Here is a 24156-nt window from a genome sequence, read left to right on the forward strand (position 1 = left end):
ATCACGCCCTGACGGGCACGACCCGGCGGTTCGACCTGACCGATGAGCGGTGGGCGGCCCTGGAGCCGCTGAGCCGCTGCTGCCGGCGGCCGAGAAGCCAGGACGACCGTCGCGGTGGACCAGACGACAGCTGATCGACGGGATCCGCCGGCGGGTACGGGCCGGGGCGCCATGGCGGGACGTGCCCGAACGCCATGGCTCCTGACAGGCGGTGTACTCCCTGTTTCGCCGGTGGCGGCGCTCAGGTGCCTGGCGGCAGATCGGGTACGGCCTGCAGGCCGCCGGACGCGGGCGGTGTCAGCCGATCCACGCGCCGGTGGTGAAGTTCCCGGTGTTTATCGCCATGACCGGGATCATGATGGCCATGCTCACCAGCCACACCCACGGTCTTCGCACCCCCGCGACGCCGATGGCGATCCACAGGGGGAACCAGGTCAGCGACCCCCGGCCGATCGACATGTAGAACGACGACAGGGTGAGGAAGGACAGCACCTGGGGGGTGATGTACGCGAGCTCCGGCCACTTGCGCCGTACCGCGAGGCAGCCGGCCAGCACCAGCAGCACCGCGGCCGAGATGATCTCCTCGTGGTAGGCCGTGGTGAGCGTGGCGACGTCGTCGGACATGTTCCAGGTGTTGGCGAGCGCCTCCCACGGCCAGACGGCGTGCCGGCCCCAGAACCGGTCCTGCACCGAGTTGTAGGCCAGCCAGTCGCCGGTGCGGGTCCACTGGTAGACGCTGTACAGCACGAGCGGCACACCGGGGAGCGCGAGCCAGGGCAGCAGGCGCCACCCGCCCGGGCGTTTGCGGCCGTTCTCCGCCACCATGAACATGACGAGCAGCCCGAAGGCCAGGAACAGGCCGGAGATGCGCACCGCGGCGGCTCCGGTGGCGCACAGCGCGGCGTCCTCCCAGCGGCCGTTCCTGGCGAGCAGCCACGCCGGGACGGCCAGGGCGAGGAACAGCGCCTCCGAGTAGCCGGAGTACAGGAACACGGCGAACGGGCTGAGGAACAGCGCCGCCACCGCGTACCGGCCGCTGCCTGCCGCGTACGTCTCGGCGAGCCGCGACAGCGCCACCGCGAGCACCGCGCTGGCCACCAGCGAGATGATCATCGTGGCCAGCCGCCCGTCCTCGACGACCGGCCGCATCACCCTGATCAGTATCGCCATGCCGGGGAAGAACGCCGGCAGCTTCCCGGCGTCATGCATGCCCGGAGGGCCGTCGTAGCCGAACTGGGCGATGGCGATGAAGTTCTCGGCGTCCCAGCGGGTGAACCGGTTGAGGAAGGGGTCGGTGGTCCGGCCAGGGCCGGCCAGGTAGGCGTAGATCAGCACACCGACGTGCGACAGCGCCCAGAGGAGCAGGGCCAGCCGGTCGCCGGGATCGGTCAGGAACCTGGGCACCCACCGTCGCCCGGCCACCTCACCGGTCGGCTCGCCGGTCGTCTTGCCGGAAGTCCCGGCGGGACGTGCGCCGGGTTCCGTGTCGGCCGGTTCCGGCTCGGCTGTCTCCACCGGCCCGGCGGGCGCGCGATCAGTCACCCGGGAATCCTTATATAACCGCAAAATCCGGGCAACCGGTTACCACGGCATTATCCTTCCGTGCCGGACCGCCCCCGCTCGTCTCCTGCGAAGACCACTTCCGCCCGGTGACCGGACGCCCCGCCCCGCCGTGAAACTTCCACGCGGTGCCGGCCGCCGTGCCCGCCGTGGAAGGGGAATGCCACGCCCACATCGCCGCCATCGACGACTGGCTCACCTGCCTTTGGAACAGGGCTCTAGTCCGGGAAGCAGTTACCCACCCTCGGGCACCTGAGCGTGAGGTTGCGGGCGATCCCGGGTCCCTTCGCATCGGACGTGTCGTAGAGCACGGCTCCGGCCGCGAAAGAGTAGGCGCCGCTTTTCGCGGAGATCTTCTTGGTCCAGCAGCGGGTCTGTCCCGGCCGGACGTATCCGTTGCCGCCCTGGTCACAGGTGTCGGCCGACCACCAGTTACCGTTCCTGTACGTCACGATGGCGGCCTGCGCGGACCGGTTGGACGCGAGCGGGCGGTAGAAGATCACATATGCCCAGAACCGGTTTCGTCTGTCCTTGCACAGCTGTATCGAACCGGCTTTCCCCGGGAGAAGGTACGCGGCCGAACGTGGTTTCCCGCCGCCACCGCTGTGCTGGCAGTTGGGCGCCGCGGCACCGGCACCCGAGGTGCCGGCACCCGAGGCGGCGGTGGCCGGGCTGAGCGCTCCGGCCAGGACCCCGCCGGCCAGGAGCAGCGCTCCCAGGACGCGCTTGACGACGAGCACGCGATCTCCTCACATCAGACGATCATCCCGCCCGTCCCTTCCCGGCATCGACCGGCAGGGTGGTGTGAAGGCGGTATCCACAGCAGTACACCGCCCCCGCGTCGGCTCCCAACGATTCGAGCCGGATCGAATCCGCACGCTTCAGACGGCACACCCGCGGGCGTAGCGGTTGCTCGACGCCCGGACGGCGGCGGCAGGCTCGTCATCGTTCATGGCCTCGGCATGCCCCGGCACGGCGGTGAGCGTCAGCCGGGCCCCGGGTCGCCCCCCGCCGTCCGGTCCGGCGGGGGGCGACCGTGCCGGGTGCACCCGGCGTCGCCGTGGTGACGTTCGCGGTCACGACCTGACCGGCCGGTACCGCACGCTCAGCTCGGCCGTGGGGTCGGCGGCGCCCATCCGGTGGAGGTAGTGCGGCCGGGCACCGGGGAGGTCCAGCAGCCGGATGCCGTCGCCGAGCAGCACGGGCGCGATGTGCAGGTCGATCTCGTCGAGCAGCCCGCGTTCGAGAAGCTGGCCGCCGATCGTCGGCGAGAGCACCTCGACGTTCTTGCCATTGGCCGCGGCCAGCGCGATCCGTACCGCCTCGGCCACGTCGCAGTTCAGGAACGTGACGCCGTCGGCGGGCTCGGCGTCCTCGGGATGGTGGGTGAGCACGAAGACCGGCCCGGTCCAGGCGCCGCCGTAGACGCCGCGGGGATCCGGGAAGCGGTCCCAGCCGCTCCGGCCGCCCAGGACCGCGCCGGTGGTCTCGACGTACTGCTCGACCAGGCCCGGCTGGAACGAGATGCCGGTCATCATCCAGTCCATGTCGTGGTCCGGCCCGGCCACGAACCCGTCCAGGGACATGGTGAAGTGCCAGAGCACCTTGCCGTTCGCGGTCTGCGGTTCGATGTCGCTCATCGCTGTCTCCTCTGTCGGCCGATCACCTTGTACCTGTTGAGACGGCGTCCACCGCGGAACCTCATCGGTCCAGGGTGAGCGGGAGGCCGAACGACGGGAACAGGGCCGGCTCGTGGAACGCGACGATCTCGGTTATCCGGCCGTCGCGGATCCGCAGCACACCGATGCCGAACGGCTCGTAGGCGTGCCCGCCCGGCGGGCACCGGTACGTCGCCGCGGCCGGCTGGCCGTTGGCACTCGCCGGCAGCATGCGCAGCGTCCCGACGTAGTGGGGCGAGCCGGTGTCCCAGCTCTCCGACAGCGCCGCCAGCACGCTGTCGCGGTCGGCGAACCACTCCGGGTAGGGCGGCATCGTCGCCCGTACGTCCCGCGCCAGCAGCTCGGCGACCGCGGTCAGGTCGCCGCGCTCCACCGCGGACATGTAGGACCGCAGGATCCTGCGGTCCTCGTCGGAGGGCGGGGCGGACGGGGCCCAGTCCGACCGGCCGGGCGGCAGGTGGGTGCGCAGGGTGGCCCTGGCCCGCTGCAGCGCGCTGTTGACCGAGGCGACACTGCCGTCGAGGACCTCGGCCGTACGGCGGACCGGCCAGCCCAGCACGTCGCACAGGATCGTCGCGGCGCGCTGCCTCGGCGGCAGGTGCTGGATGGCGGCCAGGAACGCCAGCTCCAGGGTCTCCTTCGCGATCACCGCGCTCTCCGGGTCGTCGGCGCCCGGCGCGACCGGCTCCCACAGCTGGTCGGGGAAGGGCTGAAGCCACGGACCGGCCGGTGAATCGGCCTGGTCGGGCAGTGTCCGGCGGCTTCTGCCGTCGAGGAAGTCCAGGCAGGCGTTGGTGGCGATCCGGTACAGCCAGGCGCGCAGCGAGGAACGGCCCTCGAAGCCTTCCCGGCCGCGCCACGCCCGCAGGAACACCTCCTGGACCAGGTCCTCCGCCTCGTCGAACGACCCGAGCATCCGGTAGCAGTGCACCCGCAGCTCACCCCGGTGCCGCTCGGCCCGTTCGGCGAAGTCGGTCATCGGGTGGTCGTCCGGGCGTACCGCGGCCGACGGGGTGGCGGGCGGGTCCTGCGGAGGAACCGGCTCCGGGACGACGTTCTCGTCCACGGTCGCGGCGGCCCGCCGGGTGTCCAGCTCCCGGACCGCCCTGGCCCGCCGGACACCGTGCTCGTCCATGTAGGCGCGGATCTCCCGCTCACGCTTGTCCACGATCGGCTCCCTCATGGCGCAGGTGCCCACGTCACCCCGCCGGATCAGCACGATCGGCCGGGCGGAACCCGTCTCGCGCACGGAGGCGACAGCACTCTTGTCCTCTTCGCGGCCGGGACGTGGGCCCGGGACCGCTCGGATTCGGGTGGGCACGCGACGGCCACCGGTTCCCGACCCTACCCTCGGACACCGTCAAAAACAGCGCGTCGTCACCCCGGAGGGCGTGATGCCCGCCGACGATCCCCACACGGCCGGCACCCGCGTCTCCGTCGTCCCGGTGGCCGGCGTCCAGGTACACGCGGTTGAGTCCCCCAGGCCGGCGGTGGTCCTGCCGGTCGGCGGGAAGGTGGCTGACGGCGTCAGCGGCGTACCCGACAGTGCAGGTGGAGCACCCGGTCGCCCTGGACGACCACGTCGGGATCCTCCAGCAGGTGCTGCGCGTCGACCGACCCGAAGTAGCGCTTGCCGGACCCGAACACCACGGGGACGACGTCCATGCGCACCTCGTCGACCAGGCCCGCGGCGAGCATCTGGCCACCGACGTCGCCGGCGGCGACCTCGACCAGGCGGTCACCCGCGAGCTCCTGCGCCTTGGCCATGGCCGCCTCGACGCCGTCGACGAAGTGGAACGGCGCCTCGGGGTCCCAGCCCTCGGGCTCCGGCCGGTGTGTCACGACGACCACGTGGTCGATCCCGCTCGGAGGCTTCCCGTCCCAGCCGTCCGTCATGTCGAAGACGTGGCGGCCGACGATCGTGACCCCGATCCGGTCCCAGTACGGCCGGACGTAGTCGTAGGAGGCCTGCGACACCTTCAGCCGGCCGCTCTCGTCCAACGGGACGTCACCGCTGGTCAACCAGTCGAACAGCGGTCCGGGCTGGTCGTTCTCGTCCGCGACGAAACCGTCCACCGACACCGAGCCGTACATGACCACCGTGCCCACGGGGCTCTCCTCTACTTCGGGGTGTCCCCGATTCGCTTTGGGGTGCCCTCAAATTAGCGGGTCGTGAGCTGTCGCTCTTGTAGGAAATCAATCGGCCGGCAGCGGCCAGCCGTCCAGCGTGTGGCCGGGATGTTCGCGCAGGAACCGCCGCCGGACCTCGACGTACCGGGTCGGCGTGAGCCCGGTGAACGCCCGGAACTCGTGGCCGAAGTGGGCCTGGTCGAAGTAGCCCGCGCCACCGGCCAGGTCGCCCCAGTCGATCGGCCCGGCGGGGTCGATCGCGAACACGGTGGCGGTGAAGCGGTGGGTGCGGGCCAGCCGCTTCGGCGTGACGCCGATGAGCTCCTTGAACCGCTGCGCCAGATGAGTGCTGCTGACACCGGCCGCCACGCTCAGGTCGCCGATCGCCACCGCCCCGCCGGTCGCCGCGATGACGCCGCTCGTACGGCGGACCAGCCCCAGACCGGCGATCTCGCACAGCCGCCGCATCAGCTCCTCCTCCAGCAGCGTCAGCATCGCCTGCGGCCCGGCCGCGGTGGCCAGCCGGTCCCGCAGCTCGGCGACGGCGGGCCGGCCCCAGATCTGCTCCATCGTCACCGGCCGGTCGCACAGCTCGGCCGCGGGCATCGGCAGGAACGGCGCCAGCCCCCACGGCTTGACGTGCACGCCGACGGACCGGGTCTCCGGCGGATAGCCGAACTCGAAGGCGCGGGTGGGCATGGTGATCACGCAGCCGTCGGCGTACTCGGCCGTCTCGATGTCGGTGCCGGCGCGGATGCGGAACGGCGCCCCGAGGTTGACGATGAGCAACGCCGACGGACTCGGCGGCAGCGTCAGCCGGGCGTACGGCGGCGCACCCTCCAGGTAGTAGAGGTCGTCGATCAGCCCGTCCAGCGGCGGTCGCGGCACTCTGGACACGTACTCCACGCCCACAGTATCGCCGACGTCCCACCGGCATCACGCGCCGGTACGGTCCGGCTCCGCCACGAGACCGCCGGTCACGTCGGTGCCGGTGCGGGCGTCGATCCGACGCGCCGTGGCGACGAGCAGGCCGGTCGAGGTGCCCGTGATCTCACGGGCCGGTGGCGCCCCGGCGGTCGCATCACGTCCGCCCGCCGCTCCCGGCCGTCCCGAGGTGGTGCGCCTGGCCGGTCACGACGGTCAGGAAGCCGGTGAGCGCGGGGGGTGAGGGGCCGTCCCGGCGGACGACGACCAGCCGCCGTCCGAGCCGTTGCCCGGCGACGTCCCGGATCGCCAGGGCCGGGTCCTGTGCGGCCGGCAGGGTCAGGGCCGGCAGCAGCGCCACGGCTCCGGTGGTGCGGACGAGTTCGAGCTGGACGTCCGCGTCACTGGACCGGTGCCGTACGTCGGGTTCGTAGCCGCCGATGGACCGGCAGCTTCCCACGACCATGTCGTGATGGCCGGTCCCCCGGTCCGAGGCCGCCCAGACCTCGTCCCGAAGCTCGGGCAGGGCGACCGGTCCCCCGGGCCCGGCCAGCCGGTGGCCGGCCGGCAGGACCAGCCTCAGCGGTTCCTCGTGCAGCAGCGCGAACCGCAGCCCGGCCGGCCGGGGGCGCGGGTGGCCGTCGTACTCGTCGCTGATCACCAGGTCGATCGTCCCGAGGCGTAGTTCGGGCAGGGCCTGTTCGAGCTCGATCTCGGTGATCTCGGTGCGTACCCGGGGGTGCCGGGCCAGCATGTGCGCCACCGCGGGGACCAGCAGCCGGCGGGTCGCCGACTGCAGGCCGCCGGCGCGCACGGTCCCCCGCACCTCACCGCCCAGGGCGGCCAGGTCCGCCGCCGCGGCCTCGGCCGCGGCCAGCAGGACGCCGGCGTGCTGCGCGAGCAGCCGGCCGGCGTCGGTGAGCCGCACCCCACGCCCGGCCTTCTCCAGCAGGCGTGCGCCGGCCTCCTTCTCCAGGACGGCCAGCTGCTGCGACACCGAGGAGGGGCTGTAGTCCAGGGCGGCGGCCACCGCCCCCAGGGTGCCGCGTTCCTCAAGCTCGCGAAGCAGGCGAAGACGGCGCAGATCCAGCGTGACCATTCGGAAATACTAACGAATGACGCCCAGGAATCATCACTGGACCCGAAGTGTCCAGGGCCTCGATGCTGGGGGCATGGGTCCGGTTCTGTGTCTTGTGTCCGCCGCGTGCTTCGGCGCCATGGCGATCTTCGGGAAACTCGCGTACGCCTCGGGCGTCTCCCCCGGTGCGCTGCTGCTGGTGCGCTTCGTCCTGGGCGCCGCGTTGCTGGTGACGCTGCTGCTCCTGCGGCCGGGCCTGCGCCGTACCCCGGTGGTGCCCGGCCGGACGGCGGCACGCGTCACCCCGGCGGTGCTGGTGACCGCCCTGGGCCTGGGCGCCGTCGGCTACGCCGCCCAGGCCGGCCTGTACTTCTCCGCGCTGGAGCTCATGGACGCCTCGCTGCTGTCCCTGGTCTTCTACACCTACCCGCTGCTGGTCACCCTCGCCGCCGTGCTGCTCGGCCGGGACCGTCTGACGGCCGGACGCTGCGCGGCGCTGGTGGTCGCCTCCTGCGGGACGCTGCTCGTCCTGCTGGGCAGCGGTGAGGCGACCTTTCACCCGCTCGGCGCGGCCCTGGCGTTCGGTGCCGCAGCCACCTACACCGTCTACATCCTCGTCTCGGACACCGTCGTGCACCGGCTGCCACCGGTGACGCTGGCCGCGCTGGTGATGACCGGGGCGGCCCTGACCATGACCGTCCGCGCGCTGGTGACGGGCGGGACGGACCTCGGCTTCGGATGGCAGGGGTGGTTCTGGCTCGGGTGCATCGCCGTCGTGTCCACCGTCCTGGCGATGCTGACCTTCTTCGCGGGCCTGCGGCGCACGGGGCCGTCGACGGCGGCCATCCTGTCGACGTTCGAGCCGGTCGTCACCACGGCGCTGGCGGCGCTCACGCTCGGCGAGATCCTCGGCCCCGTCCAGTGGGCGGGCGGGCTGCTGGTGCTGTCGTCCGTGGCCGTCCTGCAGCTACGACGCGAACGCCCCGGGCGACGTGGTGACGGGCCGCCCCGGGAGCCGGACCGGGCCGGCACCCGCGTCCGGAAAGACCCGGTCTCGGTCGGGGAGTGAGCGTCCGCGTGCCGTCACGGTGTGACGGCCGGCAGGCCGACCAGCTCGGCGCAGTCCCTCCACAGGGCCTCCTCCCGGGCCGGGTCGAACGACTCCGGTGACGAGCGGCCGACGCGGTCGCGGTCGATGTAGTCGCCGGACGCCCCCGGGCGCGGGCCGAGCATGATCGTCGCGAGCTGCGCTCCGGCCGGGCGGGCTCGCTGGGCGAAGGGCAGCAGGCTCAGCGCCGGGGCGAGCAGCCCGAACGCGCGCCGCAGGGCCGGTCCGGCGTCGCGGACCAGGTCCGTGTCCGGGACCAGCCCGGGGTTGAACGCGTACGCGTCGACGCCCTGCGGCAGCCGCCGGGCCAGTTCGTGGACGAGGTGGACGACCGCCAGCTTGCTGGTCGAGTACGCACGGCGGCCGGCGCGCGCGGTCGACGCGGCCTCGCCGGTGCCCGGCGTGGCCAGTGTGCGCACGCCGGTCCAGTGCGGCCGGGGCACGAGCGGGGCGCCGGCGCCGGCGTGGGTGTCGCTGCTCGTCACGACGATGCGGCCCGGGACGGTGAGCCGGTCGGCGAGCGAACGGATGAGCAGGTAGGGGGAGAGCACGTTGACGGCGAACGTGGTCTCGAAGCCGTCGGCGGTGGCGCCGGTGGTCGAGGTGAGCTGCACGCCGGCGTTGGCCACGATCCCGTACAGCGGGGGGAGGTCGCCGGTGCCCGTCGCGGTGCCCGCCTCGGCCGCGGCGCGGCGGACGTCGGCGAGCGAGGCGAGGTCGGCGCGCACCGCGGAGACGTTCGGGTTGCCCGACGCGCGCGCCAGCTCCCGGGGCAGGGTCTCGGCGGCGGCGCCGCGGGCGATCACCAGCAGGTGCAGCCGCGGGTCGTCGCGGAGCATCCGTTCGGCCGCGTGGCGGCCGATCCCACGGCTGGCGCCGGTCATCAGTACGGTGCGGGACACGCGTCCTCCTGGAACTCAAAACCATTTGGTACTGAGTACCATATGGAACTCGCACCGGAACCGCTAGGGTGAACGCATGTCACTGCGCGAGCGCAAGCAGCGGCGGGCCCGGGAGCGCATCGTCGAGGCGGCCTACGACCTGTTCGCCGAGCGCGGCTTCGACGCGGTGACCGTCGCCGACATCGCCGAGCGCGCCGAGGTCGGCCGCACCACGTTCTTCCGCTACTTCGGCGACAAGCAGGAGGTCGCGTTCGCCGACGAGCAGCGGCACGCCGACCGGCTCGGCGCGCTGCGGGAGGCCGCCACCGGGTCCGCCGCGACCTTGCCCGCCGCGATGGTCCTCGTGCGCACGATCGTGTGCGCGATCAGCGGCGAGGTCGTCGCCGACGCCGGCCGGTACGCCGCGCACGACCGGCTCGTCGAACGACACCCTGAGCTGCGCGACCGGATGCACCGCAAGCACGACCGCCTCGTCGGCGAGCTGGAGGAACTGCTCGCCGAGCGCGGCGCCGGCACCGAGACCGCCGCGCTCGCCGCCCGCCTCGGCATCGCCTGCTTCGAGGCGGCCCGCAGGACGGCCGGCGGTGACGCCGGCGCGCTGCTCCCCGCCCTCCGGCGCGCCTTCGACGCGCTCGGCACGCCGGCCCCGGACGGGTGAACCCGCGGCCGCACCGCGGCGCACGCGGGCACCGGCGAGGCGGCTTGTCCCCCGACCGGGAGACCGTGCCAGCTGGTGTCCGCCGGTGCCCGCCCCGCGGACCGGCTCGCTCAGCCGGAGGCGACGGGACGGTAGCCCCTGACGTAGTCGACCGTGAACCGCTTGGGATAGTCGCCTCCGAGTCCCGGTGACCCGTCCGGCCCGGGGAACTCGTAGATGTTCAGCATCAGCTGCATCGGATAGCCCGGCGACTGGTGGACCGTCCGGACGTGACGCCCGTCGACGAAGAAGGCGACGTGCTCGGGAGTCCACTCGGCGGCGTAGACGTGGAACTCCCGTGCGTCGATGGGCAGGGTCTCCACCGTGAAGTCGTCGGTGATCTCCGGGTCCCCGAACGGGTGAAGCCCCATCCCCACCTTCGTGCCGTCCGGTCCGACGTCCCGGCCGAAGATCTCGCACACGCATATCTCGGCGGAGCGCTCCGGGGAGTCCTCGTAGCCGATCATCCACAGCGCGACCATGCACCCCGGGTCGTCGGTCGCCCTGGCCCGCATCTCGATCAGCCCGTACCTCGGGGTGTAGAGCCGGACGTTGCGCTGGGCCTCGCGCACGACGGCCCCGGAGCCGCGCCCGTGCTGTCCGATCGCGCTTCCCACCGGACCGGCGAAGACGCCGGTCTGCAGCGACGACACGCGGAGCGACCCCTCCAGCTCGGGCGACCAGGGCGGCTGGTCCTGCTCGATCAGCAGGTGCAGGTACCGGCCGTCCAGCTCGTACCGGGCGGCGGAGGCCGTGCGGTCGCTCCACTGGGGCAGGTACCGGGGAACCCAGCGATCCTCGTCGAGGCGATCCCCCTCGAAGGTGTCCTCGAACTCCAGCTCGTAGCCGGCCCGCGCCATGCCGTCCCACCCTCCTGTCACCGTCGTTCCGGAAAGGGACCCTACTGCGAGCCGGTGTCAGGTCCGGACGATCCCGCGGACGGCGATGTCGAGATCGTCACTTCCGGGGACCGGTCGGCGGGGCGACGACCATCTCGGTGTCCGGGTCGTGGCCGGCGTACGGAGGACCTGCGACGATCATGGTGGCGCGAGCCCACGGCCGTTCCCGCAGCAGGAACGGCAGCTCCTCGCGCAGCCAGTTCGCCACGTGTTCCCGCTGCTCGGGCGAGTCGCCGTCGCGGGCGAGCAGCAGGCGCTCCTGCTCGTCGAGGTCCCCCTGCACCCACACCGAGGCGTCCAGCCACGGGGCGAGCTCTTCGCGGGCGACGCCGGTGCCCTCGACCCAGACGACCTCGGCACCGGCGGGGACGGTGATCGATCCCGGCCGGTCGTGCGCGATCCAGGCATCGGGGCGGAAGTCCACCGCCTCACCCCGGCGCAGGGGCCGCAGGACGTTCTCGACGAGCACGGCGCCCCAGTCGAAGTAGGCGTGGTTCCAGGCGACGTCGTCGGTGTGCACGACGGCGGAGCCGGGCACCGCCGCGCGCAGCCGCTCGGCCAGGGTCGTCTTGCCGGCGCCGCCCCGGCCGTCGATCGCGATCACCCGTGGACGTCCGGTGACGCCGGGTGAGGCGTCGCGCAGCAGCTGGACGGCGTCGGGCACGCTCACCACCCGCCGGCCGACGGCCTCGGTCTCGCCTGGATGAAGACGCATCGGCGACCTCTTCTCCTTCTCCGAAGATGAGAACACGAATCCGGCTCGCCGGGCATGGCGCCACGGCACCGCGGCCCGGTGATGCCCGGGAAGGTCCGGATCATCCGTCCAGTCGACCACGATTGTCCGCCTGCCCGTGCCGTCACCGCCCGGCACTCCGGTTCCCCGCCCCTCCAGCGCGGTGACGTCCCGATCGGAGGTGAGGACGCGCTCCCGCGCCGCAGGCGTCAACTCTGGTTGACTTAGACGAGGTGTCAACCTAAGATGACGGCATGGAGCAGGACCGGCTCGCGACGCTCGACCAGGTGATCGACAAGGACCCCATGGTGGGCCTCGCGCTCACCCTCGACATACGGCGGGAGATGGAACGCCTGGAGGCCGTGCTCGTGCGCAGGGCCCGCACGCGAGGGCGGTCCTGGGCCGAGATCGCCGAAGTGCTCGGCATCAGCAGGCAGGCCGTGCACAAGAAACACGGCGGACGCAGGCTGTTCCGTTCCGAGGACTGACGCCGCACCACCGTGTCGCACGACCGGCACGGTACGGCGGCACGGTTCCGGTGCTCTTCCACCGGTGGCCCTCCCTCCTCTCGCGGCCCGTCGCGGGCTACGACGGACCCACAGCGGGCCACGACGGGCTCACAGCGGGCCCACCGTCGGTTCGCCGCGGGCCGTTCACGTGACGGTGCCGCGCGTGCCCGCCCCGCGGGGTGAGGGCGACCCCGTCCCCGTGACCAGGCAGGACCCATCCCCGTGACCAGGCAGAACTCGTACTCGTGCCCAGACAGAACCCGTACTCGTGACCGATGAGAACCCCGTACCCGTGACCGGCAGGAACCCGTGACAGACGAAGGAGCCAGCGTGACGACGAGTCCCCCCTCCGCGGTGCCGGAGGCCATGGCCGTGGCGGTCTCGGCCAATCTGCCCGTCCTGCTGTGGGGAGCACCCGGCACCGGGAAGACCTCCTCGGTACTCGCCCTGGGAGAGGCATTGGGCCTGCCCGTCGAGATCGTCGTGGGTTCCATCCGCGAACCCACCGACTTCTCCGGGCTGCCGGTGCTGCGTGAGGGCGGCACCTGGTTCGCCCCGCCCCGCTGGGCCGAGCGGCTGGCCCGCCACGGCACCGGCCTGCTCTTCCTGGACGAGCTCACCACCGCGCCACCGGCCGTACAGGCCGCCATGCTCAGGGTGGTGCTGGAGCGGACCGTCGGTGACCTGGCACTGCCGCCCGAGGTGCGGATCGTCGCCGCGGCCAACCCCCCGCAGCAGGCCGCCGACGGCTGGAACCTGTCGGCGCCGCTGGCCAACCGGCTCGTCCACCTGAACTGGCAGGTACGGGCCGCCGACGTCGCCGACGGTTTCACCACCGGCTTCGCCGTGCCGGACCTGGGACGCAAGGATCCGCCGGGCGCGGCCGAGGTCGCCCGCGCCAGGGCGCTGGTGGGCGCCTTCCTGCGGGTACGGCCGGAGCTGGTGCTCGCCGTGCCGGCCGGACCCGACCAGGCGGGGCGTGCCTGGCCGAGTCCCAGGACCTGGGAGATGGCCGCCAGGGCCGTCGCCGCCTGCGAGCACGGCGGCGTCCGCGACGAGGTGCTGGCCGAGCTCGTCCTGGGCGCGGTGGGCGAGGCCGCCGGGTTCGAACTGCTGTCCTGGCTGCGCAACCTCGACCTGCCCGACCCGCGGAGCCTGCTCGCGGGCGACGACGTCCCGCTGCCCGGACGCGTCGACCGGCTGCACGCGGTGCTCGGTGCCGTCGTCGCGCACGTGCTCGCCGACGGTGGCCGGGAGCCCTGGGAACGGGCGTGGACGGTGGTGGCCAGGGCCTCCCGTACCGCACCGGACGTGGCGGCCTCCGCGGCCCGGTCCCTGGCCGCGGCCAGGCCCGCCGGAGCCACGCTCCCGCACGCCATGCTCGACCTCGCACCGGTGCTGCGCGCCGCGGGACTGCTGCAGTGACCGATCCCACCAATCCTGCCAGTCCCACCAATCCTGCCGGTCCTGCCGATTCCACCGGTCACGCCGGTCCTGCCGAGCCCACCGGTCCTGCCGGTCCTGCCGGGGCCGCACCGGCCCTGACCGAGCAGGTGGCGGCCCGGTTCGCGGCGGCCAGGCTGTGGGCCGCGCACCGGGCCCCCTACCTGGCCGGTGCCCTGTTCGCGCTGACCCCCGTCGTGCTGGAACCCTCCTTCGACGACGCCACCGGCGAGCCCGTGCCCGACTCGGAGTTCCGTGCCTTTCCCGCCGACACCCGGTGGAACGTGCACGTGGAGACCGCGACCGCGCTGGCCACCCCGGTCGAGGAGATCGGCTGGTGGCTGCTGCACCAGATCGGTCATCTGGTACGCGCGCACGCCGCCCGTTCCCCGGTACGGTCCGCCCACGCGAACACCCACGCCGCAGGTGAGGCCGGGTCCGCGCAGGCGCGCCGCTGGAACCAGGCCGCCGACGCGGAGATCAACGACGACCTGGAGGCCGAGGGCCTGCACGGGCCCGCCGGGGTCGTCTCCCCCGCCCTGCTGGGACTGCCCCCCAACCGGACGGCCGAGGAGTACGTGCCGATGCTCGACGTGCTCGACGAGGCGCTCGGCAGGGGCGGCGTGGCGTTGGCGGAGGCCGTCGACTGCGGCAGCGCCACCGACGGGCTGGATCGCGGATACCACTCCCCCGGCTCGGACGGCGGGATCGGCGAACTGGAACGCGAGCTGCTGGAGAGATCCATCGCCGCGGGCATCCAGGAGCGGGCCGCGGCCCGCAGCGACGTGCCGCTGGGCTGGCGCCGGTGGGCCGAGGAGCGCCTGCGGCCCACGGTCGACTGGCGCGCGCTGCTCGGCTCGCTGATTCGGCGCGGCGTGAGCTCGGCGGCCGGGCGCGTCGACTTCGACCGCCGCCGCCCCTCCCGCCGGGCCGGGGCGACCCCCGGCATCGTCATGCCCGCCATGGTGAGCCCGGCCCCTTCCGTCGCCGTCGTGGTCGACACCTCCGGCAGCATCCTCCGGCCCGTGCTGGACGGGCTCGTCGCCGAGATCACCGGGATCCTGAACCGGGCGGCCGGGCCGCGCAGGCGGATCCGGGTGATCTGCTGCGACCTGGTGGCCCATCCGGCCCAGGAGATCAGGCGTGCCGGTGACATGGTGCTGACCGGCGGGGGCGGCACCGACATGCGGGCCGGGATCGCGGCGGCGGTGGCGCTGCGTCCCCGGCCCGACCTGGTGATCGTGATGACCGACGGGCTGACCCCCTGGCCCGAGCGGCGCCCGCCCGCCCAGGTGGTCGTGTGCCTGGTCGGCGAGGACGGGCACGCCCCGGCGTGGGCGGCCACGGTACGCGTTCCGGAGAAGCCGGAGAAACCGGAGAAGGAGGAGTGATGACCGCGATGTTCGCCGAACCACCCGAACCACCCGAATCCCGGAAGGACGGCCACGGATCCGGCGGCCCGCCACCCCCTGGTGGGGGCGGGAGCGGTGGGAACGGGCGGTGGGACATCGGTGCCACCGGCGATCCCTCGCCCGAGCCCCTGCACGAGTGGCGGACGCGCGGGTTCACCGTCGCCGAGGCACGGCGGTGGATCGAGGCCGGTTTCCTGGCCTTCGACGCCGAGCGCTGGCGCACCTCCGGCGTGTACACCCCCGGGGCGGCCCGCGAGTGGCGTACGGCCGGGGCCACCCCGTACACGGTGGACGTCTGGCTCCGGGCCGGGATGACGCCGCGTGACGCGGTGCGCTGGCGGGAGATGGGCCACTCCCCGCAGGAGGCCGCCGAACGGCATCTGGCCGGGGAGCGCCCCTGGCCCGTGAGCCGGCTCGGCCGCCTGTTCGGCCGCGCGCGCAGGCGGGCCGGCACGACCGACGACCCGGCCGGGTCCGAGGCCATGCGGGAGCTGCTGCGAGGCGGGGTGCCCGCCGCCACCGCGCGGGGGTTCGTCGAGGCCGGTTGGAGCGGCCGTGACGCGCTCGACTGGGCACGGCGCGGGGTCGAGCCGGCCGACGCCAAGGTCTTCCACGCCCTGGGGCTCACCCCCACCGAGGCCGCGGACCTCATCGGGCGCGGGCAGGACGCGATCTCGGTGATGACCCGCTGGTGGGAGGCCGGAGTCCCGCCGGGAGAGGTCGCGGCCTGGTGCGGGGCGGGTTTCGACGCGGAGGAGGCGGCCCGGCTCCGCGAGGAGGGCACCGGGGTCGAGCAGGCCAGGATCCTGCGCGCGCTCACCCCGCCCGGCGAGCCGTGAGCGAGGGCCGTGCCGGGGACCGTAGCGAGGGCCGTGCCGGAGACCGTGAGCGAGGGCCGTGCCGGGGACCGTGAGCGGTGCGGGTGGGCGAGGCCGGTGCCCGGGGACGATGACCGAGGGGCGTCACCGAAGACCCGGTGACCGCCCCGGCGTTCCGGACGGGCGGTATAGGATTTCGCGCAACAGCGACGACGGAGCCGAGTAGCGCCTCGACCACCGGAGTCGGAGAGAGCCGCCGGAAGCTGCGAAGGCGGACTCCGGCCGGGGCGTGAAGACCCTCCTGAGCTGCGGGGAAGAACGGCCTCCGGGTCAAGTAGAGTCCCGCCGTCTCGCCCACGTCACGGGTTCACGAAGGCCGTGCCGTCCCCGTGACGGCACGGTGAAGGTGTGGTGGCACCGCGAGGATCCCGCTCGCCCGCACCTCTCAGGGGACGCGTTGCGAACCAGAGGAGGTCACCACCGTGCAACGCATCCTGTCCACAGCCCTGCCCGCGCACATCGGCGAGACCGTACGGCTCGCGGGCTGGGTCCATCGCCGCCGATCGCTGAAATCGGTCGCCTTCCTGATCCTGCGCGACGCCGCCGGACTGGCCCAGGTCGTCGTGTCCGAGCAGGCGGCCCGCGCCCGCCTGGAGGAACTGCCGGAGGAGACCACGGTCCGCGTCGTCGGCACGGTCACCGCCAACCCGTCCGCACCGGGCGGCGTCGAGGTCACCTCACCGGTGATCGAGGCACTGGGCGACCCGGCCGAACCACCCCCGTTCGACCTGTACCGGCCCGACCTGAACGTGAGCCTGCCGGTGCTGCTCGACCACGCGCCTGTCGCGTTGCGTCACCCGAAGCTCGCCGCCGTCCACCGCGTCGGGGCGGCCGCGGTCGCCGGGTTCCGTACGGCGCTGGAGGAGATGTCGTTCGTCGAGATCCACACCCCGAAGATCGTGGGCACGGCCACCGAGAGCGGCGCGAACGTCTTCGAGCTCGACTACTTCGGCCGCCCGGCCTACCTGGCGCAGTCGCCCCAGCTCTACAAACAGATCATGGTCGGGGTGTTCGAACGGGTCTACGAGGTCGGCCCGGTCTTCCGCGCCGAACCCAGCGACACCGCCCGTCACCTGGCCTCCTACACCTCGCTGGACGCCGAGATGGGCTTCGTCGACGACCACCGCGACGTCGTCGCCGCCTGCCACGCCACGGTCGGGGGGATGCTGGCCGCCATCCGGGACCTGGCCGGCCCCTCGCTGGACCTGCTGGGCGTCACCATGCCCGCGCTGCCGCGCGAGCCGCTGGTGGTGCACTTCTCCGACGTCCTGGAGATGATCGGCACGGCGACCGGGCAGGACGTGAGCGCCGAACCCGACCTGGCTCCCGCGCACGAGCGCTGGCTCGGGGAGTGGGCCCTGCGCGAGCACGGCTCGGACTTCGTGTTCGTCGAGGGGTACCCGACCGCGCACCGCGCGTTCTACACCCATCCCGACCCCGCGCGGCCCGGGTACTCGCGCGCCATCGACCTGATATTCCGCGGCCTGGAACTGGTCAGCGGCGGCCAGCGGCTGCACCGGTACGGCGACTACGTGCGGGCACTGACCGCGCGGGGCGAGAGCGACCTGTCGGCGTACGCGGGATACCTCGACGCGATGCGTCACGGCATGCCTCCGCACGGGGGTTTCGCCTTCGGGCTGGAGCGGTTCCTGGCGCGCCTGCTGGACGTGCCGAACATCCGCCAGGTCACGCTGTTCCCCCGGGACCTGCACCGGCTGTCGCCGTGACCGCGTCCGGTGGAGCCGGCCCGACCGGCTCCACCGGACCTCCCGCCCCGTGGCGGCCCGTGGCGGCCCGTGGCGGCCCCGCGTCACCCGGGTGACCCCTTCGCGGGCCCGTACCCGTCCCAACGGTGACCGGCCCCGGCGAGCGGGGCCGCCCGTTCCGGGAGTGACGATGACGATCAACGATCGCGAAGATGTGATGGCGCTGCCGCAGGGCGACGTCCGCCTGCTGGAGAGCGACGTGGCCCTGCGGCTGCTCGCCTCCAGGGAACTGGCGCGGCTGGCGTACGTGGCCGCCGACGGCACGCCGCGCGTGTTCCCGATGCTGTTCCACTGGACGGGCACCGAGATGGTGCTGTCCACGTTCGCCGGAGCGCGCAAGATCGCCGCTCTGCGGGCCAGGCCCGATGTCGCCATCACCGTCGACGCCGCCTCGACGCCCCCCGAGGTCCTTCTCATCCGCGGCCGGGCGTCGGTCACCGACGTCGAGGGGATCGTACCCGAGTACGTCCTGGCCCAGCACCGCTACGCCGGCGCGGAACAGGGTGCCGCCAATGTGGCCGCGGTGGACCGTCCCGGCACCAGGATGGCCCGCATCGCCGTCCGTCCCGCGTGGGTGGGGGTCCTGGACTTCCAGACCCGGCTGCCCGGCGGCGTCGCCGCGGAGGACTTCGAACGCCGGGGCCGCTCCTGACAGGTTCCTTATCAATCCCATACATGTAATGATCTAAAGTACTAGGACACTAGATGTATGGGAGAACCGGTGATCGAGTTCCATCTGGACGCGAAGTCCGGCGTGTCGCCGTACCTGCAGCTGGTCCAGCAGGTACGGCACGCGCTGAGGCTCGGCCTGCTGCGTGAGGGCGATCAGCTGCCGACCGTCAAGGAGGTGGTGGCGCAGTTGGCGATCAACCCCAACACCGTCCTGAAGGCCTACCGGGAACTCGAGCACGAGGGCCTGGCCGCCGCACGGCCCGGGGTGGGGACGTTCGTGACGGCGACCCTCACCGACACCTCGCTGGCCGCGCACGGCCCGCTGCGGCTGGAGCTGCGGCGCTGGCTGGCCAAGGCCCGCCGGGCCGGTCTCGACGACGAGAGCATCGAGGCCCTCTTCACCACCACCTTTCGGACCACCGCTCAGGAGGACATAGCGTGACCGCTGTTGTGGAGGCCCAGGCACTGGGCAAGAGGTACGGCAGGCGCTGGGCGCTGAGCGAGTGCACGATCGACATCCCGGCGGGTCGCGTCGTGGGATTGGTGGGTCCGAACGGGGCCGGCAAGACCACGTTGCTGAAGCTCGCCGGTGGTCAGCTGGAGCCGACGGCGGGCGGTATCACCGTGCTCGGCGGCCGGCCGGGGAGCACGTCCGCGCAGCTGGCCCGGGTCGGTTTCGTCGCCCAGGACACCCCCCTCTACCCGGCGCTGACCGTGGCCGAGCACCTGCGGCTGGGGGCCCGGCTCAACCCCGGCTGGGACGAGGTCATGGCGCGGGACCGGATCGCGCGGCTCGATCTCGATCCCGCTCATCGGGCGGGCCGGTTGTCGGGCGGGCAGCGCGCTCAGCTCGCCCTCACTCTCGGCGTGGCCAAGCGGCCCGAGCTGCTGATCCTGGACGAGCCCGTCGCCTCGCTCGACCCGCTGGCCCGCCGCGAGTTCATGCAGGGGCTGATGGAGGCCGTCGCCGAGCACGAGCTCAGCGTCGTGCTCTCCTCCCACCTGATCTCCGACCTGGAACGGATCTGCGACTTCCTGATCGTCCTCGTCGACTCGCGCGTGCAGGTCGCCGGGGAGGTCGACCGGTTGCTGGCCACCCACCACCGGCTCACCGGCCCGCGCCGCGACCCCGACCGGCTCCCCGCCGACCAGCATGTGATCTCCGCCCGTCACACCGACCGGCAGAGCACGTACGTGGTCCGCACCGATTCCCCGATCCACGACCCCGCCTGGACGGTCACTCCCCTCGCCCTGGAGGACCTCGTCCTGGCCTACATGGACAAGCGCCCCGCCGAGGGCCGGCGCGTCACCCTGGAGGTGCAGCGATGATCTGGCTGACCTGGCGCCAGTTCCGCGGCTCGGCCGCGATGACGGCCGCCGTCCTCGTCGTTCTCACCACCGTCCTGGCCCTGACCGGCCCGGACCTGGCCTCCCGCTACGCCACCGGGATCACCGCCTGCACCAGGGACGACACCTGCGCACGCTTCTACGACCGCTTCTTCGACGACCATCAGCTGCCCTTCCTGGCCGTCACCCTCGTCGTGCTGGTCCTGCCGGCGCTGATCGGGCTCTTCTGGGGGGCGCCACTGATCACCCGTGAGCTGGAGGCGGGCACGCACCTGCTGGTGTGGAACCAGAGCGTCACCCGCGGCCGCTGGCTGGCGGTCAAGCTCGGGCTCATCGGCCTGACCGCCGTGGCCGCCGCCGGCGCGTGCGGTCTGCTGGTGACCTGGTGGTCCGACCCGCTGGACAGGTCGGCCGTAACGGAGCTGGCGATGATGGCCCCCCTGGTGTTCGGCGCGCGCGGCATCGCCCCGATGGGGTACGCGGCCTTCGCCTTCGTGCTGGGCGTGACCGTGGGCATGCTGGTGCGCCGCACCCTGCCGGCCATGGCCCTGACCCTGGCCGTCTTCGTCGCGATCCAGCTCGCCGTGCCGCTGCTGGTCCGCCCCCACCTGATGCCCCCGGTCACCGGCACCTTCGAGATCAGCGAGGCGAACGTGGGCGGCATCGGCATAAGCGGGGACACAGGGGCCGCGCACGTCATGCTCAGGGCGGCCGTTCCCGGACACGCCGGTGCCTGGGCCCTGTCCCACGAGCTCCTCGACCCCTCCGGGCGCACGATCGCCGGCGTCGGCGAGGAGGGCGCCGTCAAGGTCTCCACCACGTCGGGCTCCTGCGCACCGGCGGCGGGGCCGGCGAGGATGGACGCGTGTCTGGCCGAGATCAGCGGCCTCGGCTACCGGCAGCGGGTGACCTACCATCCCCTGGAGCGCTTCTGGCCCTTCCAGTGGACCGAGACCGGCATCTACGCGCTGCTCACCGCCGTCCTCACGTGGCTGTGCTTCCGGTGGATCCGAAGGCGCCTGTCATGACCGCCGCCAGGGCCGCCGGGGTCGCCGTCAGGACCGCCGCCGGAGTCGCCGTCAGGACCGCGGCCGCCGGCCTCGCCCTCCTGACGGTGGCGGCCTGCACGGCGCCGGCGCCGCCGCGGGCCCAGGCGAGCACCGCAGCTACGGTCTGCACGCCCCCTCAGGGTCCTGCCGAGGCGGAGACGGCCACCACGATCGACGTCGTCGAACAGGCGTACCTCTGCATCCTCGGCAGGTACTACAGCGGCGCGACGCTGGACGCCCGCTCGCTGCTGACCACCGGATTCGCCGCCCTGACACGGGAGCTCAACCGCAGCGGACGCGAGGTGCCCGAGGCGGTCATGCCCGCGCTGACCGGTGACCGCGGAACCGACTGGGCCGCCTTCGAGGCGGCCTACCGGAAGATCGTCGATCGGGTGCCCGACCTGCGCGACAGGCTGGCCGTCGTCACCCTCGAGGCCATCGTGGCCGGTCTCGGTGACAACCACGCCCGCTGGGCGCACGACATCAGGCGGCCACCCGGCCACTACGACGGCGACGACTACGGCCTGGGCCTGCAGGTGAACGTCACCGGCCCGCAGGCGAGCGGCGCCCCCGGCGCGGCCCGTCCCCCGCTGTTCGTCACCGCCGTGCAGGGCGGCGCCGCGCGGGCCGCGGGCCTGCGCCCGGGCGACGTCATCGAATCGATCAACGGCTCCGTGCCCTTCGTCGACGACAGGGCCGCCCCGGCCATCGCCGCCCTCCGTCCGCGCTATCCGGAGGCGCGGCCGGTCCGGCTGCGGCTGCTGCGGCAGGCCACCGGCCGCCGCTGGAGCGTCACGCTCAGGCCCGGCCTCTTCCCGCAGGACCCGGCCGACCTGCGGGTGGTGCGATCGGAACTGCTGGACGACGGCGGCGCTGGCGGCGGTGTCGCCTACGTGCGGATGACCGGATTCGCGCCCGACTCCGCGAACCGGGTCTTCAAGGCCGTCTCCAGGCTGCGCACCGGCCGGACGCTCTCCGGCCTCGTGCTGGACCTGCGCGGCAACGGCGGCGGCAGCCCCGCGGAGGCGACCCGGCTGGTGAGCGCGTTCGCCCGCGGCCAGGTCACCGCCTACCAGTGCACCGCCGACGGCAGGTGCGAGGCCATGCGGACCGACGGGACCGTCGAGCCGCTCGGCCTGCCGCTGGTGGTGCTCATCGACGGTGACTGCGCCTCGGCGTGCGAGCACTTCAGCTCCGCGATCAAGGATCTGCGCGCCGGCCGGCTGGTCGGCACCAGGACCGCCGGTATGATCTCCGGCCCGGCGCGGGGGTACCTGCTCGCCAACAACACCTTCCTGAGCCTTCCCACCAGGCACCACCTCGGGCCGAACCGCGAGGTGATCGATCGGATCGGCGTGCCGCCCGACCACCACGTGCCGCTGACCGCGAAGGACGCGGCCGCCGGACGCGATCCCGCACTGGCCAAGGCCCTGACCCTGCTGCGCACGTGAACGGACCCCCTCCATGAGACAGCTCCTGGCGGTCGCCGCGGGAACGGCCGTCCTGGCCGTGTCCGCCTGCTCCGCACCCGCACCGCCCCGGTCCGCCGCGCCGTCGCCCACGCCGGCCGGCCCCGCAGCCCTGCCCGCCCCCACCGGCCCCCATCCGGTCGGCACCACCGCCCTGTACCTCGAGGACACCTCCCGTCCCGACCCCTGGGACCCCGACGCCGGTGCCCGGCGGCTCAAGGTCACCCTGTGGTATCCGGCCGGGCGGCGGGACGGGCCGCGGGCGCCGTACATGACGCCGAAGGAGTCGGAGCTGCTCCTGAAGGGCTCCGGGATCGCGAGCGCGCCGTACGACACGCTGAGCAGGACCCGGACCAACGCCGTCGAGAACGCCGAGCCCGCGGGGAGGAGGCTGCCGCTGGTGGTGCTCTCCCCCGGTTTCACCAAGCCGGTGAGCAGCCTCACCTCCCTGGCCGAGGACCTGGCCGGTCGCGGGTACGTCGTGGCCGGGATCGACCACACCCACGAGAACCACGCCACCACCTTCCCCGGTGGGCGGGTCGCCGAGTGCATCGCCTGCGACAGCGACAGTGACCCGGGCTTCGGCGCGGGAGTGGTCCAGGGCCGGGCGGCCGACGTCTCCTTCGTGCTGGACCGGCTGCCGTCGGAGTGGGACGGTTCCACCATGATCGACCGCTCCAGGGTCGCGATGGTGGGCCAGTCGATCGGCGGGGCCGCCGCCGTGGCGGCCATGGTGAAGGACGCGCGCGTGCGCGCCGGGATCGACATGGACGGCACCACCTACGCCCGCATCCCCAAGGGGGGCCTCTCCCGGCCGTTCATGTTCATGGGGTCGCCGGCGCACGTTCCCGGTGGCCGCGACGGCTCCTGGGACCGCGACTGGAGGCTGCTGACCGGGTGGAAGCGCTGGCTGGTGCTGTCGGACGCCGAACACCAGTCCTTCACCGACCTGCCGCTGCTGGCGGGCGCCCTCGGCATCAAGCCCGTTCGCGGCGTCATGCCCGCGGCGCGTGCGGCCGAGCTCACCCGCACGTACGTGGCGGCCTTCCTCGACCGGCACCTGAGGTCGCGGCCACAACCCCTCCTGGAGAAGCCGTCACCGCGCCACCCCGAGGTCGGGTTCTGCCCCGCGGCGTGCGGCCGGTCCTGAGGCCCGGCGCCGTTCACCCGTCGTCGTTCACCCGCCTGTTCACCCGGCGGCCGGGCTCGGCTCCGTCCGGTCCCCGGTGACCGCGGGGACGGACGCCCGGAGGGCACGGCCCGCGAGCGTGGTCATTGTTCGCGGGCCGGCCGGGGCGTCACCCCGTCAGGTCCGGAGCCCTTCGCCGACGATGGCGAGCATGCGGGCGCGCGCGTCCGGGTCGGGGGCCTGGCGCTCACGGTCGAGGCATCCGGTGAGCAGTGCCTTGACGTCGGAGATGTCGGCGTCGGCGCGGACGGCGCCCGCGTCCTGGGCGCACCGGAGCAGCTTCTCCCAGGCGCCCATGACGTCGTGGGAGTCGTCGTCGGCGACGGCCTGGAAGTCGAACCCGGCGCCCGCGAGCGCGTCGACGATCCCCTTGTTGGCCGAGCCCTCCTCGACCATGAGGGCGAAGAAGGCGAAGAACGCCTCGCCCGGCTCCCCGTCGTCGGCCAGTTCGCCCGCCGTGCGCACGAGCTGTTCCATGCGGTCCAGCAGGACCGCCGCGAACAGCGACTCCTTGGTGGGGAAGTGACGGCTGACGGTGCCGGTCCCCACACCCGCCCGCCGCGCGATCTCGTGCACCGGCACCGACAGCCCCTCCTCGGCGAAGGTCCGTGCCGCGACCTGTAGGACCTGTGCCCTGTTGCGCTGGGCGTCGGCGCGCAGTGGCCTGCTCACGTGGGTGCGCTCCTGGATCGATGGACAACCGGGACGGCCG

General features: G+C 73.2%; 25 protein-coding genes. 14 read left to right on the top strand and 11 right to left on the bottom strand.

Annotated elements, in window-relative coordinates; genetic code table 11:
- Positions 1 to 49 precede the first annotated feature (49 nt).
- On the top strand, positions 50 to 205 hold the full coding sequence (locus ABD832_RS42000) for a transposase (protein ID WP_413224906.1): 156 nt from the start codon (positions 50 to 52) through the stop codon (positions 203 to 205).
- 92 nt (positions 206 to 297) lie between these two features.
- On the opposite strand, the gene ABD832_RS01520 is transcribed toward ABD832_RS42000, so the two are convergent.
- From ABD832_RS01520 to ABD832_RS01550, 7 genes are all read right to left on the bottom strand, one after another.
- Positions 298 to 1542 (bottom strand): mannosyltransferase family protein, encoded by a 1245-nt coding sequence (locus ABD832_RS01520; RefSeq protein WP_344887151.1) that lies wholly within the window; start codon positions 1540 to 1542, stop codon positions 298 to 300.
- Positions 1543 to 1778: 236 nt separating this feature from the next.
- A complete protein-coding gene (locus ABD832_RS01525; RefSeq protein WP_344887153.1) occupies positions 1779 to 2300 on the bottom strand; it encodes a hypothetical protein in 522 nt (173 codons plus the stop codon).
- Positions 2301 to 2636: 336 nt separating this feature from the next.
- Positions 2637 to 3200, bottom strand: coding sequence for a dihydrofolate reductase family protein (locus ABD832_RS01530; RefSeq protein WP_344887155.1), 564 nt, complete (start codon positions 3198 to 3200; stop codon positions 2637 to 2639).
- Positions 3201 to 3261: 61 nt separating this feature from the next.
- The gene (locus ABD832_RS01535) at positions 3262 to 4488 is read right to left on the bottom strand and encodes an RNA polymerase subunit sigma-70 (RefSeq protein WP_344887157.1); all 1227 of its coding nucleotides are present in this window, start codon (positions 4486 to 4488) and stop codon (positions 3262 to 3264) included.
- A gap of 278 nt (positions 4489 to 4766) precedes the next feature.
- Complete coding sequence (locus ABD832_RS01540; protein ID WP_344887159.1) at positions 4767 to 5348, bottom strand: dihydrofolate reductase family protein; 582 nt, start codon at positions 5346 to 5348, stop codon at positions 4767 to 4769.
- A gap of 87 nt (positions 5349 to 5435) precedes the next feature.
- Positions 5436 to 6275 carry an AraC family transcriptional regulator gene (locus tag ABD832_RS01545; protein ID WP_344887161.1) on the bottom strand — a complete coding sequence of 280 codons (840 nt, stop codon included), beginning with the start codon at positions 6273 to 6275 and terminating at the stop codon, positions 5436 to 5438.
- Positions 6276 to 6450: 175 nt separating this feature from the next.
- Positions 6451 to 7392: a LysR family transcriptional regulator gene (locus tag ABD832_RS01550; protein ID WP_344887163.1), complete on the bottom strand. Its 942-nt coding sequence runs from the start codon at positions 7390 to 7392 to the stop codon at positions 6451 to 6453.
- Between the two features lie 73 nt (positions 7393 to 7465).
- Between ABD832_RS01550 and ABD832_RS01555 the strand changes: the two genes are divergently transcribed.
- Positions 7466 to 8440 (top strand): DMT family transporter, encoded by a 975-nt coding sequence (locus tag ABD832_RS01555; RefSeq protein ID WP_344887165.1) that lies wholly within the window; start codon positions 7466 to 7468, stop codon positions 8438 to 8440.
- 14 nt (positions 8441 to 8454) lie between these two features.
- Here ABD832_RS01555 and ABD832_RS01560 read toward each other — a convergent pair whose 3' ends face one another.
- Entirely contained in the window at positions 8455 to 9381 is a 927-nt protein-coding gene (locus tag ABD832_RS01560; protein WP_344887167.1) for an SDR family NAD(P)-dependent oxidoreductase, read from the bottom strand.
- Between the two features lie 76 nt (positions 9382 to 9457).
- Between ABD832_RS01560 and ABD832_RS01565 the strand changes: the two genes are divergently transcribed.
- Positions 9458 to 10039 (top strand): TetR/AcrR family transcriptional regulator, encoded by a 582-nt coding sequence (locus tag ABD832_RS01565; protein WP_344887169.1) that lies wholly within the window; start codon positions 9458 to 9460, stop codon positions 10037 to 10039.
- A gap of 110 nt (positions 10040 to 10149) precedes the next feature.
- Here the strand turns inward: ABD832_RS01565 and ABD832_RS01570 are convergent, their stop codons facing one another.
- Entirely contained in the window at positions 10150 to 10938 is a 789-nt protein-coding gene (locus tag ABD832_RS01570; protein WP_344887171.1) for a glycoside hydrolase family 16 protein, read from the bottom strand.
- Positions 10939 to 11035: 97 nt separating this feature from the next.
- Positions 11036 to 11692: a uridine kinase family protein gene (locus ABD832_RS01575; RefSeq protein ID WP_344887173.1), complete on the bottom strand. Its 657-nt coding sequence runs from the start codon at positions 11690 to 11692 to the stop codon at positions 11036 to 11038.
- A 272-nt stretch (positions 11693 to 11964) separates the two neighbouring features.
- Here ABD832_RS01575 and ABD832_RS01580 point away from each other — a divergent pair, with 272 nt between their 5' ends.
- The 11 genes from ABD832_RS01580 to ABD832_RS01630 all read left to right on the top strand — a co-directional run bounded on the left by ABD832_RS01580 (position 11965) and on the right by ABD832_RS01630 (position 23405).
- A complete protein-coding gene (locus ABD832_RS01580; protein WP_344887175.1) occupies positions 11965 to 12198 on the top strand; it encodes a helix-turn-helix domain-containing protein in 234 nt (77 codons plus the stop codon).
- Positions 12199 to 12549: 351 nt separating this feature from the next.
- Positions 12550 to 13644 carry an AAA family ATPase gene (locus ABD832_RS01585; RefSeq protein ID WP_344887177.1) on the top strand — a complete coding sequence of 365 codons (1095 nt, stop codon included), beginning with the start codon at positions 12550 to 12552 and terminating at the stop codon, positions 13642 to 13644.
- Entirely contained in the window at positions 13641 to 15053 is a 1413-nt protein-coding gene (locus tag ABD832_RS01590; RefSeq protein WP_344887179.1) for a vWA domain-containing protein, read from the top strand. The genes ABD832_RS01585 and ABD832_RS01590 overlap by 4 nt, the downstream gene beginning before the upstream one ends.
- On the top strand, positions 15053 to 15913 hold the full coding sequence (locus ABD832_RS01595; RefSeq protein WP_344887181.1) for a hypothetical protein: 861 nt from the start codon (positions 15053 to 15055) through the stop codon (positions 15911 to 15913). The genes ABD832_RS01590 and ABD832_RS01595 overlap by 1 nt, the downstream gene beginning before the upstream one ends.
- A gap of 461 nt (positions 15914 to 16374) precedes the next feature.
- Positions 16375 to 17679 carry an aspartate--tRNA(Asn) ligase gene (aspS, locus tag ABD832_RS01600; protein WP_344887183.1) on the top strand — a complete coding sequence of 435 codons (1305 nt, stop codon included), beginning with the start codon at positions 16375 to 16377 and terminating at the stop codon, positions 17677 to 17679.
- 169 nt (positions 17680 to 17848) lie between these two features.
- A complete protein-coding gene (locus tag ABD832_RS01605; protein WP_344887185.1) occupies positions 17849 to 18370 on the top strand; it encodes a pyridoxamine 5'-phosphate oxidase family protein in 522 nt (173 codons plus the stop codon).
- A gap of 57 nt (positions 18371 to 18427) precedes the next feature.
- Positions 18428 to 18832, top strand: coding sequence for a GntR family transcriptional regulator (locus ABD832_RS01610; RefSeq protein ID WP_344887187.1), 405 nt, complete (start codon positions 18428 to 18430; stop codon positions 18830 to 18832).
- A complete protein-coding gene (locus ABD832_RS01615; RefSeq protein ID WP_344887189.1) occupies positions 18829 to 19719 on the top strand; it encodes an ABC transporter ATP-binding protein in 891 nt (296 codons plus the stop codon). Before ABD832_RS01610 ends, ABD832_RS01615 begins: the two co-directional genes overlap by 4 nt.
- The gene (locus ABD832_RS01620) at positions 19716 to 20765 is read left to right on the top strand and encodes an ABC transporter permease (RefSeq protein ID WP_344887191.1); all 1050 of its coding nucleotides are present in this window, start codon (positions 19716 to 19718) and stop codon (positions 20763 to 20765) included. The genes ABD832_RS01615 and ABD832_RS01620 overlap by 4 nt, the downstream gene beginning before the upstream one ends.
- Entirely contained in the window at positions 20762 to 22237 is a 1476-nt protein-coding gene (locus ABD832_RS01625; protein ID WP_344887193.1) for a S41 family peptidase, read from the top strand. Before ABD832_RS01620 ends, ABD832_RS01625 begins: the two co-directional genes overlap by 4 nt.
- 13 nt (positions 22238 to 22250) lie before the next feature.
- The gene (locus ABD832_RS01630; RefSeq protein ID WP_344887195.1) at positions 22251 to 23405 is read left to right on the top strand and encodes an alpha/beta hydrolase family protein; all 1155 of its coding nucleotides are present in this window, start codon (positions 22251 to 22253) and stop codon (positions 23403 to 23405) included.
- A gap of 156 nt (positions 23406 to 23561) precedes the next feature.
- On the opposite strand, the gene ABD832_RS01635 is transcribed toward ABD832_RS01630, so the two are convergent.
- Positions 23562 to 24116, bottom strand: coding sequence for a TetR/AcrR family transcriptional regulator (locus ABD832_RS01635; protein ID WP_344887197.1), 555 nt, complete (start codon positions 24114 to 24116; stop codon positions 23562 to 23564).
- Positions 24117 to 24156 lie beyond the last annotated feature (40 nt).

The organism is Streptosporangium longisporum (genome assembly GCF_039534895.1).
Taxonomy (GTDB): Bacteria; Actinomycetota; Actinomycetes; order Streptosporangiales; family Streptosporangiaceae; genus Streptosporangium; species Streptosporangium longisporum.

Coding starts and splice junctions, on each gene's coding strand:
- ABD832_RS01555 (WP_344887165.1), top strand. CDS start 7,466: ATGGGTCCGGTTCTGTGTCTTGTGTCCGCCGCGTGCTTCGGCGCCATG.
- ABD832_RS01630 (WP_344887195.1), top strand. CDS start 22,251: ATGAGACAGCTCCTGGCGGTCGCCGCGGGAACGGCCGTCCTGGCCGTG.
- ABD832_RS01580 (WP_344887175.1), top strand. CDS start 11,965: ATGGAGCAGGACCGGCTCGCGACGCTCGACCAGGTGATCGACAAGGAC.
- ABD832_RS01605 (WP_344887185.1), top strand. CDS start 17,849: ATGACGATCAACGATCGCGAAGATGTGATGGCGCTGCCGCAGGGCGAC.
- ABD832_RS01565 (WP_344887169.1), top strand. CDS start 9,458: ATGTCACTGCGCGAGCGCAAGCAGCGGCGGGCCCGGGAGCGCATCGTC.
- ABD832_RS01595 (WP_344887181.1), top strand. CDS start 15,053: ATGACCGCGATGTTCGCCGAACCACCCGAACCACCCGAATCCCGGAAG.
- ABD832_RS01530 (WP_344887155.1), bottom strand. CDS start 3,200: ATGAGCGACATCGAACCGCAGACCGCGAACGGCAAGGTGCTCTGGCAC.
- ABD832_RS01620 (WP_344887191.1), top strand. CDS start 19,716: ATGATCTGGCTGACCTGGCGCCAGTTCCGCGGCTCGGCCGCGATGACG.
- ABD832_RS01575 (WP_344887173.1), bottom strand. CDS start 11,692: ATGCGTCTTCATCCAGGCGAGACCGAGGCCGTCGGCCGGCGGGTGGTG.
- ABD832_RS01610 (WP_344887187.1), top strand. CDS start 18,428: ATGGGAGAACCGGTGATCGAGTTCCATCTGGACGCGAAGTCCGGCGTG.
- ABD832_RS01625 (WP_344887193.1), top strand. CDS start 20,762: ATGACCGCCGCCAGGGCCGCCGGGGTCGCCGTCAGGACCGCCGCCGGA.
- ABD832_RS01570 (WP_344887171.1), bottom strand. CDS start 10,938: ATGGCGCGGGCCGGCTACGAGCTGGAGTTCGAGGACACCTTCGAGGGG.
- ABD832_RS01550 (WP_344887163.1), bottom strand. CDS start 7,392: ATGGTCACGCTGGATCTGCGCCGTCTTCGCCTGCTTCGCGAGCTTGAG.